At 49.8% G+C, this 13,282-nt stretch carries 9 protein-coding genes; 2 read left to right on the top strand and 7 right to left on the bottom strand.

What is annotated here, in order from left to right; all coding sequences use genetic code 11:
- Positions 1-47: 47 nt before the first annotated feature.
- From V3C10_05050 to V3C10_05040, 3 genes are all read right to left on the bottom strand, one after another.
- Complete coding sequence (locus tag V3C10_05050; GenBank protein WVP63188.1) at positions 48-1,490, bottom strand: YfcC family protein; 1,443 nt, start codon at positions 1,488-1,490, stop codon at positions 48-50.
- A 91-nt stretch (positions 1,491-1,581) separates the two neighbouring features.
- The gene (locus tag V3C10_05045; GenBank protein WVP63187.1) at positions 1,582-3,030 is read right to left on the bottom strand and encodes an aminoacyl-histidine dipeptidase; all 1,449 of its coding nucleotides are present in this window, start codon (positions 3,028-3,030) and stop codon (positions 1,582-1,584) included.
- Positions 3,031-3,562: 532 nt separating this feature from the next.
- Entirely contained in the window at positions 3,563-4,249 is a 687-nt protein-coding gene (locus V3C10_05040; protein ID WVP63186.1) for a TetR/AcrR family transcriptional regulator, read from the bottom strand.
- Between the two features lie 404 nt (positions 4,250-4,653).
- On the opposite strand from V3C10_05040, the gene V3C10_05035 reads away from it, so the two are divergent.
- Complete coding sequence (locus tag V3C10_05035; GenBank protein WVP63185.1) at positions 4,654-5,511, top strand: DMT family transporter; 858 nt, start codon at positions 4,654-4,656, stop codon at positions 5,509-5,511.
- A 254-nt stretch (positions 5,512-5,765) separates the two neighbouring features.
- Here the strand turns inward: V3C10_05035 and V3C10_05030 are convergent, their stop codons facing one another.
- The 3 genes from V3C10_05030 to V3C10_05020 form a co-directional block, all read right to left on the bottom strand.
- Positions 5,766-8,411, bottom strand: a complete 2,646-nt coding sequence (locus tag V3C10_05030; GenBank protein WVP64573.1) for a cation-translocating P-type ATPase — start codon at positions 8,409-8,411, stop codon at positions 5,766-5,768.
- A 452-nt stretch (positions 8,412-8,863) separates the two neighbouring features.
- Entirely contained in the window at positions 8,864-9,508 is a 645-nt protein-coding gene (locus tag V3C10_05025) for a cytidylate kinase-like family protein (protein ID WVP63184.1), read from the bottom strand.
- Between the two features lie 28 nt (positions 9,509-9,536).
- Complete coding sequence (locus V3C10_05020) at positions 9,537-10,826, bottom strand: galactokinase family protein (GenBank protein ID WVP63183.1); 1,290 nt, start codon at positions 10,824-10,826, stop codon at positions 9,537-9,539.
- A 282-nt stretch (positions 10,827-11,108) separates the two neighbouring features.
- On the opposite strand from V3C10_05020, the gene V3C10_05015 reads away from it, so the two are divergent.
- Entirely contained in the window at positions 11,109-12,065 is a 957-nt protein-coding gene (locus tag V3C10_05015; GenBank protein ID WVP63182.1) for a TIGR01212 family radical SAM protein, read from the top strand.
- Here the strand turns inward: V3C10_05015 and V3C10_05010 are convergent.
- The gene (locus tag V3C10_05010) at positions 12,013-13,272 is read right to left on the bottom strand and encodes a CapA family protein (GenBank protein WVP63181.1); all 1,260 of its coding nucleotides are present in this window, start codon (positions 13,270-13,272) and stop codon (positions 12,013-12,015) included. The genes V3C10_05015 and V3C10_05010 overlap by 53 nt on opposite strands.
- Positions 13,273-13,282 lie beyond the last annotated feature (10 nt).

Genomic DNA, 13,282 nt, shown 5'->3' with positions numbered 1-13,282 from the left:
TGGGGTTTTATTTTGATTTGATATGGCTTATTTAAAAAATAGAATAATTAGAATGGTCCGTATCCGATATGGGTTGCATAAATCAGGAAGATGAATGCAACGATCCACCACATGAAGAATACCGGAAGCAGGTATTTAACCCACTTGCTGTAAGGAACCTTACACATTGCAAGGGCTGCCAGAATCTCTCCGCCTGTCGGCGCCAGAACGTTTGTAAAGGAATCGCCAAGCTGGAATGCGAGAACTGCCGTCTGGCGCGTAACGCCCAGCATATCTGCCAGAGGAGCCATAAGGGGCATGGTAATTGCCGCCTGGCCGGAACCGGAAGGAACGATTACGTTGAAAATATCCTGTACTACGAACATACCGCAGGCCATCAGAGATGCCGGGAGTGAATCGAGGACACTGGCCAGGGCATGGATAATTGTATCCATGATGGATGCATCCTGAAGGATGATAATCGCTGCATTGGCAAGGCCAATCATGATACATGGGAACAGCATGTTTCCAAATCCCTTTTCAAAACCGTCACAGATTTCGCCCGGTTTCAATCCGCCTACAAGACCGCCTAAAACGCCGATGGCAAGGAAAATGGCTGCCAGTTCATCAATATAATAGCCTTTTACAATAACACCGTGTACGGTGAAGACAATACCTGCCACGAAAATGATAAGAACCAGTTTATGGCGTGTCGTCATCTTCGGAATGTTATCCATGTCAATCACATGCTCGTGGGCATGAGCCCTGTCGAACTCATATACGGAGCTGGACTGTGGATTTTTCTTTACTTTTGCCGCATGCCACATAACATAGACAATGCTGACTCCCAGAAGCGCTGCAAAAAGTGCACCTCTTAATTCGATACCTGAAAACATCGGAAGTCCTGCGATACTCTGGGCTACACCGACTGTAAATGCGTTGGTCATGGCACCGCCGTAACCTGCCGCAGCCGCACAGAAGATAATGCCGACCGCCGTCAGAGAGTCAAATCCCATGGTAAGGCAGCATGCCAGTACCAGTGGAACAAAGGCCAGGAATTCCTCAAAGTTACCTGCGAAACAGGAACCGCATCCAAATACGATCATACAGATCGGGATCATCAGAAGTTCCTTGCCCCTCGTCTTTTTAACCACGTTGGCCATACCTGCATTGATTGCCCCGGTTGCGTCCAGAACGGCAAATGTACCGCCGATGATTAAAAGGAAGAAGATAACGTAAGCCGCGTTCTGCATTCCCAGTGTCACAGACATCAGAAGGCTGAAGAGGCTGACCGGGTTCTGATCAATATAGTGGAAGCTGTTTGGATCAACAATTTCTCTCTCACTCACCGCGTCGAATACACGCTCATATGTACCTGCCGGAACAATATAGGATGCCAGAGCGCAAAGTAAAATGATGATTACCAGAAAGAACATCGGGTTAATCGCTTTGAGTTTCGTCTCCTTCTTTTCCGCAGACACCTCCGTGGTGTTTAATTTGTTTTCTTCCATACTGCTCTCCTTTCTCATACGAAGTATAAAGCTTTTTGTTTCCCCTTTTTACTGCTTTGCCGGCATCCGTGAAGCTGCCGGACAATTGCTTTTATTTTAAATCTTTTAAAATACTGCATAAAAACTGGTACGTCTTTCTGGTGGAAGAGATACTCACCATCTCGGACGGTGAATGGAAATTCCAGCAGTCCGGTCCCAGCGCAATGGCATCGAGGGTCGGCCTTGCCTCAAAGAAGCATCCAACCTCAAGTCCTGCATGTACGGTCAGAATCGATGGTTCGGAACCGTAAAGTTTCCGGTAAACCTCTACCGCTGTCTCACGAAGCGGTGACTGTGCCCTGAAATGCCAGCTTGCATATTCAACTTCCGTCTTGCATTCGGCTCCCACAAGAGCTGCCAGGCGCTCTATCTTCTTGTAAATATAGTACTTCAGGCTGTCCTGGGCCGAACGTATCTCAAATACCATCCTGAACTTCTTATCGTCCATGTGAAGTTCACCAAGGTTATCCGATGTATCCACCAGTCCGGTCAGTACTTCGTTCATCTGGCAGATGCCATCCGGAGCCAGTAAAAGCAGGGTGACGATCTGATCCGGAGCAACCTGGGTTTTGGCCGCAGGCGCCTCGCTGACCGTAATCTTAAGTGACTCTGAGGTCTCCTGAAGCTCTCCTCGGAATATATTTTCCAGTTCCTGTGCAAGTTCTTCCAGTTTCGGATAATCGGATACCGCCAGGCTGAGATCCGCTTTGGCCTCCCTTGGAATGGCCAGACGGTACGTTCCGCCCTTAATTGCGGAAATTCCATATGTAAAGCGTTTCTGCGCCTCCGCCAGGAATCTGCCGAGAAGTGAATTGGCATTCCCATGGCCTCTGTGGATATCCTCCCCCGAATGTCCGCCCTTCAGGCCGGATATCATAACATTGTAGGTCTTCCAGTCTTCCTTAAGCTCCTCCGGCTGAACCGGCAGGCTGACTTCCGCGTCCATGCCTCCGCAGCTTCCGCTTAAGATTTCCCTGTCGCAGGCATGATCCAGGTTAATCAGATACTCCGCCTTCATCCAGGACATATCGAAATTCTCGGCTCCGGTAAAATCCGACTCTTCCGCAACGGTAAATAGAACTTCCAGCGCCGGATGCTCAAGTTCCCGCTCCTCCAGAACCGCCATTGCAAAGGAAACCCCGATGCCGTCATCCGCTCCCAGCGTCGTCTGTCCGCCCGTTGAGATGATATCCCCGTCAATCACCCAGGAGATAGGGTCTTTTGTAAAATCGTGGGCGCTCTTATCATTCTTCTCACATACCATGTCGATGTGTGCCTGTAACATAACGGCAGGGGCACTCTCGTATCCCGGCGTTGCCGGTTTTCTTATGAAAACGTTATTGACCGAATCCTGCTTTGCATCGAGTCCCAGCTCTAATGCCCAGTTCAGAATAAAGTCACTGAGTGCTTTCTCCCCGCCGCTCGGATGGGGAATCTGACAAATCTGGTGAAAATGATAAAAAACCCGCTCATTAAGCAACTCTTCTTTACTGCATCCCATAGAAACTCCTTCCTTAACTTACTTGCAATCCCCGTAACTATCCAGTGAATTTGCAGTTCCCGAAATTCAGGATACCGTCTCCTGGACAGCTGTTAAACCCAACCTTTAATCGCGTTTTATAATCAATATTTACTTTATAATCATGATTATAAATGCATATCTGCTATCTGTCAATACCATTTTCTTAACAAAAATTTTATATTTAAATAGACTATTTTTATATTTTGTTACTTTTTGTTTATTTTTTGTTATACTTTTCCAAAACGATTCAAAATACTTCACTGTTTTTCTCTTTATTCTGAATTTTGATTTGATTTTTTAAGTCTTTTCAACTGTTTTCCTTCCTAATTTGCGTTATGAGAAGGGAAATACTGTCATAAAAACAACGAAATATGCGCTTCGCGAACTTTTCATTGCCACCAATAACGGAACACCCCGGAAAGGTTTTCTCCTTTCCGGGGTGTTCATCATTCTTTTATTCGTTTAATCTTCTTTATGCATCTGCCATTACTTCTATAGAGTAAGGATCCATTTATTCCTTGCCGCCCATATCCAGAACATACTCAAATATCTTCCGGAACTTCTCCTCATGCTCTTCGATATTCAGGCTCTCTCCCTGCAGGCTGGCTTCATATATAAAATTCTGATGGAGGGCAATGATTAAATCCAGTGTGATATCGGCCTTTTCTTCCCGTATATATCCCTCCTGGACCATACTCTCCATCGTTATCTCATCGCGCTCGCGCATACTTCCTTCCATCAGCATCTTTTTCATCCGGTTACTCAGCCCCTCCAGTTCAGACGGAAACAATTCCTGATAATAGACCTGGATTACGGAGGCCAGCTTATTGCTGTATCTTCCAAAAAACATATTATGGAATATCTCGGGGTAACGGAAAGCAACCCGGTTAAAACATTGGTAAATTGTCCTGTATCTGTCGATGGAACTCATGTCCGGTTTCAGGGCCTTCCCGAGTGTGACGATGTATTCGCGCAGGTAACATACGGAGCCGAAGAGTGCCAGATGTTCCAGATCGTTGAAGTAATTATAGATAGTGGCGCTGTTATAACCTGCCTCCGTCGCTATCTTTCTTATAGAGAGTTTCTCTACCCCTTCTGCACGAATCAGTTTCTCCGTAGCCTCAATGAAATAAATCATCATCCGTTTTCTCTTTAATGTTAAGTTCATTTCATCATTGGCATTCTCAATCTCTGTCATAGACAATCAGCTCCCTTCCTGTCAGGCCGGCCGTTCCACCGTTAAGCGTGAAGCGGCATCCGAGTAGTTACAATTGCTGCCGCTGAAAATTCCGTCTGGAAATTAAGTTATTAAGTCTTGACAAAATAAAATGCGGAGCATATAATGAGTTTTGTAATCATGATTATATTTTAATCAAGGTTCCAACCCAACTACAGTATATCACGTTTCTACTTTATAATCAATCATCATATTCAATTTATGGATATGTGTCTTTATGTTAGTGTTATTGTTCACACCGCAATGCGCTGTGAACAGTAACCCGCTTCGCGATGCACAGAAATGGCAAAGAACGCCATTTCGCGCCGCATGAAGCGTTTACCCACCGATACAATTATTTTCCCCCTACCGATGGAGGTATGACAATGTCTAAAATCCGTAATTCCGGCACCCTCCTGGTTTTTCTAGGTGCTGTTTTCTGGAGCCTGAATGCTCCGCTTGTGAAATTCCTTACGGCAGATTCCCTGCTGATTTGCGGCCTTCGTTCCATTATTGCAGGAATTACCCTGATGCCCTTCATCAGATGGAAACGGTTAAACTGGACCCCCTGGATGGCCGTTTACATCAGCTCCTACTGCGCGCTCTGCATCAGCATTATCATTGCACTGTCCAAAACATCGGCGGCCATTGCTGTCGGTATGCAGTATACGGCAACCATCTGGCTGTTCCTTGCAAACTTTGTGATAACGAGGAAATTTAATAAGAAGGCATTCTGGCCCGTATGCGTTATTTTCGCCGGCGTTGTCTTTTTCATGTGCTCCGGCACGGACAAGAGCAGCAGCTCCGGCAACACAATTGCCCTGTTGGAAGGCATCTTCTTCGCCTGTATGAGTGTCGGCGCCAAGAAGTCTGCCGGAACCAATCCGATTGGGCTGACCGCCATTGCCAATCTTTTCACCGGCATCTTTGTTTTTGTGGCCTTTCCCTCCACGGCCGGTTACATAGGAACACTGGCATTGACCGACTGGATTGTCCTCCTGATTCTCGGAATCATCCAGATTGGAGCCGGTTATGCCTTCTACAACCTGGGAATCCAGATGATTTCCGCGCAGAAGGCATCCGTAATCGCCCTGTGGGAGATGATCCTCGGACCGGTCTGGGTCGCTCTGTTCCTGAAAGAGTATCCCTCCCCCATTGTACTGGCCGGTTTTGTCATCATCCTTGCCGGAATGCTTCTGGATACAAAGATTAATGTGCCGGATGCCAGGGAAACCGTATTGTAACCCTGACCTTCTCTCATGAACGGATCGAATTAGCTTGAATGGCCAATCTAAAACAATAAAACGGCGCAGGCCTGTAAACTTGCCGTCAGGCCTCCGTCTATGGACAGCCAAAAGCTGCTCCGTAAATTTCATATTGCCAATCTACAGTGAAACGCCCCGGAACTTCAACAGGAGTTCCGGGGCGTTTCAGCCTTCTCTTTCGTGATTCCCTGAGAATACCATGAATCCAGTACCTGGCCTCAGTCCGTCTCACATTATCTGCGTCTCTGAATCCACTTTACCATCTCCACCGCCGGTATAATCAGGAAGGCCAGCAGCAGCGCGGTGATGTATTCCATCAGGGAAATGTGCTCGAATCCAAAGGCGTCCGCCAGGAACGGCACATAAATAACAACGGTCGTAAGAACTAGTGAAAATAACATGGCTCCCCACAGCGCTTTGTTGTGCCCCTTCAGAGTGAATACGGATTTTCTCTGTGAACGCATATTAAAAGAATGGAAAATTTCCGTCATGGACATAGTCAGGAAAGCCATTGTGATTCCATCGGCGCTGGGTGCAATCTCCCATACTCCCGCCTCTATCCGGTGACCGATAAAGTAAGCTGCAAGCGTCAGAATAGAAACCAGAATTCCCTGATAGATTACGTCGGTTCCCAGGCCTCCCGAGAAAACGCCGTCCTTTGCATCCCTCGGCTTTCTCCTCATGATATCCTCTTCCGCTTCTTCCATTCCCAGGGCCAGAGCCGGGAAACAGTCCGTGATCAGATTAATCCACAGCAGATGCACCGGTTTCAGGATAATGAAACCGAGCAGGGTGGCCACAAAAACACTCAGTACCTCACTTAAATTGGAAGCCAGCAGGAACTGGATTGCCTTACGGATGTTGTCGTAAATTCTCCTCCCCTCGCTCACCGCCGAAACAATGGTGGCAAAGTTATCGTCGGCCAGAACCATATCGGCCACATTTTTCGTCACATCGGTTCCCGTAATTCCCATTCCCACGCCGATATCGGCATTTTTTATCGACGGGGCGTCGTTGACGCCGTCTCCGGTCATCGCGGTCACCATGCCTTTTGCCTGCCAGCCCTGCACAATGCGCACCTTATGCTCTGGCTGAACCCTGGCATAAACGGAGTAATTCCCGATCCGGTTCCGGAATTCCTCCTCATCCATATCATCCAGTTCAGCTCCGGTCACTGCCTGATCCGCAGAATCTATAATTCCCAGCTCCATTGCGATGGCCGCCGCCGTATCGCGGTGGTCGCCTGTAATCATAACGGGTCGGATTCCCGCCTGACGGCATTCCTGAATCGCCGCCTTTACCTCCGGCCTCACCGGGTCAATCATTCCCGTAAGCCCGACAAATACCAGATCACGCTCCAGGGATGCGGGTGATGTATCCTCCGGCTTTTCCGCCGTTTCCTTCAGCGCTCCGGCCAGTACCCTGAGCGCCCTGTCGGCCATCCTCTTGTTCTCCGACTCAATCCACTTTCTGTCTTTTTCCGTCATTGGGCGGATGGAACCGTTTTCCCATATGGAGGTACAGCATTTTAAAATCTCATCCGGCGCTCCCTTGGTGTACTGGATAAAACCGCCCTCCGCTTTTTGATGGACGGTGGACATCATCTTTCGCATGGAATCAAAGGGAGCCTCCGCCACTCTCGGAAGGCGTTTTTTCAGCTCATTTTTGGAAATTCCCAGGGATGAAGCGTAATTGACGAGAGCGGCCTCCGTCGGTTCACCGACGGCCTCCTCTCCTTCCCCGGCCTCCGCATCGTTGCAGAGGGCCATGGTTTCCGCCAGGAGTTCCCTGTCATTTCCCGAAAATTCGGTCACCGTCATTTTATTCTGGGTCAGGGTGCCCGTTTTATCCGAGCAGACCACCTGGGCACAGCCAAGTGTCTCTACCGCTGTCAGTTTTCTGATAATGGCCTTTTTCTTCGACATATTGGTGACGCCGATGGCCAGCACAATCGTGACTACGGTGGCGAGACCTTCGGGGATCGCCGCCACGGCAAGGCTCACCGCCACCATGAATGTATCAATCAGAACCTCGGCATGAAAATCACCTGCTCTTACCACGCTGAAAATGAAGATGAAAACGCAGATTCCCAAAACCAGAATGCTGAGTGTCTTACTGAGCTGCGTCAGTTTCTTCTGAAGCGGAGTCTGGCTCTCTTTGGCTTTTGCAAGGGCATCGGCAATTTTTCCCATCTCCGTCTCCATCCCCGTTGCCGTTACAAGGGCTGTGCCCCTGCCGTAAACAACCGTTCCCCCCATGTAGACCATATTTTTCCGGTCTCCCAGAGGGATATCCTTCGTTTTCCCGCTCCTTACGCCGTCGGCCGTTCCAGGAACTTCACTCTGCTTTTCCACCGGCACGGACTCACCGGTCAGCGCAGCTTCCTCCACCTTCATGGAGGCGCATTCCAGAATCCGCCCATCGGCCGGAACCGCATCTCCGGCCTCCAACAGGATTACATCCCCCACCACCAGTTCTTCACTCTTAATACTCTGTATTTTACCGTCCCTGTAAACCCTGGAGACGGCGGCCGACATTTTCTGCAGCGCCTCAATGGCTTTCTCCGCCTTGCTCTCCTGGTAAACGCCCAGGACGGCGTTAATAACGACAACGGCCAGAATAATAATCACGTCTGCAAAGGATTCTCCCGCATAAAAAGCCGTGATTCCCGATACCAGCGCCGCCGCCAGAAGGACAATAATCATCGGATCCTTTAACTGTTTTGCAAAGCGGGTGAGAAGAGGCTCCTTCTCCGGCTCCTTGAGCTTATTCGGGCCGTTGCGTTCCAGCCGCTCTTTTGCATCTCCGTCTGCAAGGCCCTGAAGGGTACTTTCCGTTTTCTTCACCGCCGCTTCGGCATGTTCCATGTAATATTTCATTGTTGACATAGGCTCCTACCTTTCTATCTGCACTACACACGCCCGGAAATCCGTACGTACAGGCATAAAATCCCCATTATGGATATTATGCCGTCTTTTCCCTCTGAATATGAGCACTTCCTGTAAAATGAAAAAAAGACTCATATGCAGTAAATAAATACTGCATATGAGTCTCGTCATCTGAGGCAAACCAGGCGTAAACGCCATGCATGTTGACTTGCCGCACAGGCTGTTCATTTCCTGTGTCTGACTACTCCCTCATATCAAGGAATCTCTCCTGTACGGAGTTATCTGGAACGGCCGTGCTGCCGTGCCGTTTCTTATGCAATCAGTCTAGCAGGGGTTTCCTCCGCTGTCAAGAGAAACGGTCTCGCTTTTCGCTAAATGGGACATTCTTTACGTTTTATTTTCGCAGATATGCGTGGGCCGGCCGTGCTCTCCACTTACGGGAATCAGTCCATAAAACCTTTCAGTTTAATATATGCCTTGATCAGTTCTGCGGTTTCATCGAGCGTCAGTTTCGTCGTATTGATCGGAAGGTCGTAGTTCTTGATGCTGTGCCACTCACTGCCTGTAAAATACTTATAATACTCTTTTCTTTCCTTCTCGATCTTTTTAATTCTTCTCTTTGCCCTCTCCTCGTCGATGCAGTCTACTTCCATAACCCTCTGCACCTTTTTCACCTTGTCGGCATAGACGAAAATCCGGATCAGCCGCTCCACGTCCTCATCCTGATCGAGCACATAACCGGCGGCACGGCCTACAAAGATGCACGGCTCGCTCTCCGCCAGTTCACGGATTACTTCAGACTGGAATTTAAAAAGGTTCTCCGGCGAAGTCAGCTTCGCGTTGGGTGACGGCTTTGATGAAATATCCAGCTTTCTGCCTCCTCCCAGCCTGTAGAGCAGGTTGTTGCCCGCCTTCTCATCCGCCAGACGGAAGAACTGTTCTCCCACGGCGCTCTTCTCAGATGCAAGCTTCAGGATATCGTCATCGTAAAAATGGATCCCCAGCTCCTCGGCCAGCTTCTTTCCCACGATACGTCCGCCGCTTCCGTATTCTCTCTCAATGGTGATAATCAGATTTTTATTTCCCATAAATCTCCCTCCCTGCTTTTGCCTATTCTCACATCTTTTCGTTGACACAGATCGCGCCGTACGGCCGGATGCTCATCCGGTACGCATTGCCCTCTCCGATGGCGCCCTCAATATATGCCACATATTCCTCAATCAGTTCATTTGGCAGCATCACCATGATCACTCCGGCAAATCCGCCTCCGTGAATACGGCAGGCTCCCTTTTTCTTTTTACCGATAAACAGCTCCGTAAGGGCCAGGGCAATACTGATTCCCTGTTCCTGCACATCGGCCGTCGTATATACATTCTGCAGCCATTTCCAGGAAGAATTGCCGGATGCGGTGATATTCTCAAGAAATGTTCCAAAATCACCTTCCTTTAATGCCTTCACTTCCGCCTCGACCCTCTTATTCTCCTCAAAGAAATGGAGCGCTCTCATCACGGAACGGTCTCCGGCGCAGGCACGCAGCTCGGCCATATTCGATATCACTTCCTCTTCCGTGATATCGGCACAGGCTTCTTTTCCAAAATAGGCCGCTACCTTTCTCATCTCCAAAGGCACGGAGGAATAATCCGCGCTCAGATCCGCATGGCCCTTGCCCGTATTGACAATCACCAGGCTGTGGTCCTGGGCTCCGAAGTCAAAATCAATTTTCTCCACAACCGGTTTCTCCGGATTCTTGAAATCAATCGTGATCAGTCCGCCCACCGCACAGGCCATCTGGTCTAAAAGGCCGGATGCCTTGTTCCAGAAGTTGTTCTCCGAATATTTTCCAATGTGGGAATATGCAACCACATCCATCTTTCCATCATTGAAGAAGGTATTGAGCATGGAACAGATCAGCATCTCATATGCCGCGGAAGAGCTGACTCCGGCCGCGCTTATGACGTTGCTCGTTATGTAGGCGTCAAAACCTCCTATCTCATATCCTTTTTCCTTAAAGCCCTGAAGAATCCCCTTCGTTAAATCGATGGTCCCCGCCATCTGCGGGCTGGGTTTTAAATCCTTCAGACTGATGATAAATTTCTGGTTAAATGTCTCGCTCAGTATACGGACCGTGTCCGTTCCGTTCTTCGCGGCGGCGCCCACGCAGTCCAGGTTAATACTGCCGGCAAGCACTTTGCCATGGTTGTGATCCGTGTGGTTTCCGCTGATTTCGGTCCGTCCGGGAGCGCTGAACAGCAGAATATCATTGTCCCCATATGTCATCTTAAAGCCATTGACCACCTGACGGTAACGTTCCGTATTCTCAGCGGCGCCTGCCCCGCCGTAAAGCTCTGTCATGATTTTCTTTGCTTCCTGCGTGTCAAGCTTCTGAAGGGTATCCTGTACTGTCATGATTTTTCTCCTTTTCCCCATGTTTTCTTTGATTATAACTATTCAGTACCTTCATAGTTATCTTTGATTACAGTATACCATCCCATTTGTCATGTCTCAATACGATATTCTCTGATTTTTCTATAAAATATTTGTAACAATTCAGACGCGTCTGCGCTGGTTTTCCCTTCTGGTCCCGGTTCTTGCCAGAAAGGACATATATCCTGTATACTATTAGAGGCACTTTGTAAAATAACCCACCTAATATCATTTATAAAAAAACCTGAAAGGCGGAACGGCATCATGGTACCATCGGCTTCACCTGTCTGGGGCGACAAACCCTACTATTCCCTGAATTATTATCTGAAACAGACCTTTGGCGAAAAGGTTTATAAGCTGGCACTGGACGGCGGCATGACCTGTCCGAACCGGGACGGCACAGCCGGAACGGGCGGCTGTATCTTCTGCAGCCGGGGAGGTTCCGGTGATTTCGCCGAACCTCGCCGCGGCTCGGTTACCGAACAGATCGAAGCTGCAAAATCTCTGGTCCGGTCAAAGATAAAGGACGGACGTTACATTGCCTATTTCCAGTCCTATACAAACACCTATGCCCCCATCGGGTATCTGGAAACGCTGTTTAGGGAGGCAGTCTCCCATCCCGGCACAGCCGCCCTGTCCATCGGCACCCGCCCCGACTGTCTCCCGCCGGAAACAATCGCCCTGCTTGCGGATATAAACCGAGAAAAACCGGTGTGGGTGGAGCTGGGACTGCAGACCATCCACGAACCGACGGCCGTTCTGATCCGGCGCGGATATGAGCTTTCCTGCTTTGAGACGGCCGTCAAAAGACTGAAAGAGGCCGGACTCACGGTAATCGTCCATGTCATCCTCGGCCTGCCCGGGGAGACGGAAGAAATGATGCTTGAAACAATCCGCTATCTCGGCAGTTTCTCCCCCCGCATCGACGGAATCAAGCTGCAGCTGCTCCATATACTCAAAGAAACAGAACTGGCCGCCCTCTATGAGGCGGCCCTGTTCCCTGTCATGTCCATGGACGAATATATTGAACTGATTCTGAAATGCATCCGCCTGCTGCCGCCGGACATCGTCATCCACCGGCTCAGCGGCGACGGCCCGAAAAAGCTGCTGATTGCCCCCGAATGGAGCGGCAACAAGCGGCTGTTCTTAAACTCCCTCACCAGGGCATTTAAGGAGACTGGGGCGTACCAGGGTGAATGGTGCCCTCCCCGTCAACCGTAATATCAAAGGAGAGCGCTTTCAGGCCCTCATAAAATCCCGGTTTCTTCCCCGCATCCATCTGCCTTGTATAACCGGCCGAGGATGTGGCGGGAATAACCGACAGGACGGCTCCGTTCTCCTCATCCACATCCACGCGCACCAGCATGGTCTGCGGTATCGAGCTTCCAAACACAAAGTTCCCGAGGCTGTACAGGATGGGCTTTCCTTTATAATACTCGATCCCCTGGAGCACGTGGGGATGGCTTCCCACCACCAGATCGGCGCCTGCGTCGATGTACTGCCTTGCCAGGGTTCTCTGGTATTCTTCCGGTTCCGTATTTCGTTCGATTCCCCAGTGTATATAAACGACAAGATAGTCGCACTGTTCCTCCGCGGCCCGTATCTCCGTCAGGAGAATCGCAGGATCATAGGTAGTCAGCACTCCCGGATGGGATTTCCCGACCGTCCAGGACGAGACGGGAATTACCCTGGAGGCCGCCAGGAATCCTATTCTTTTTCCCTTAACCTCCATCACTTCCAGCTTTTTTGCATCGTCCAGATTGGCTCCCGCTCCTACCCTCCTGATGCCCGCCCCGTCTAACAGGGCGCAGGTATCAAGCAGGGCGTCCGTGCCGTAATCGAGAATATGGTTGTTGGCCAACGTCACGATGTCGGGACCGATTTCCTGCATGATGTGAAGGCGCGACGGCGGCAGGCGGAAGGTAAACTGTTTATCCTCCGCAGCGCTTCCCCTGTCACTGAACGGAAATTCTTCATTGGCCATAAATAGATCGGCGGACGCAATCTCATTTCGCAGCCCTTCATCCAGAATTCCGGCCACGCCGCCGGCCTTGTCATAGGCGTTCAGGACATGATCGGACAGATAGATGTCACCGCCGAACAGCAGTGACACTCTGCCGTCCTCCTCTCCCGGAAGATGGCCGAATTCGTTGCCAGTACCGGATGCAAGCTCTCCCTTTTGCTCAGTTTCAATCTTCAAGAGGAGCTCTTCCGTCTCCCCCTCCCGTTTTTCCGTACTCAGGCCCAGATTCCCGTCCGGATCTCCGCCGTTACCGGACGCCCTGTAATTCTCCACAGACCCTCCCGACAGAATATCGGGCGCAGTCCGGCTGTTGGCCCTCTGCGACGCAACCAGCCATATAAATATTGCCGCCAGAAGCACCGGCGGCAGTATGAATATTTTCCTGAATTTCTTTCTTCTTCTCATTGTTTCCTCA

It is taken from the genome of [Clostridium] symbiosum (genome assembly GCA_036419695.1).
GTDB classification, from domain to species: domain Bacteria; phylum Bacillota; class Clostridia; order Lachnospirales; family Lachnospiraceae; genus Otoolea; species Otoolea symbiosa_A.
Note: the sequence above shows the minus strand (reverse complement) of the source record. Positions and strands in the feature narration are given on the sequence as shown.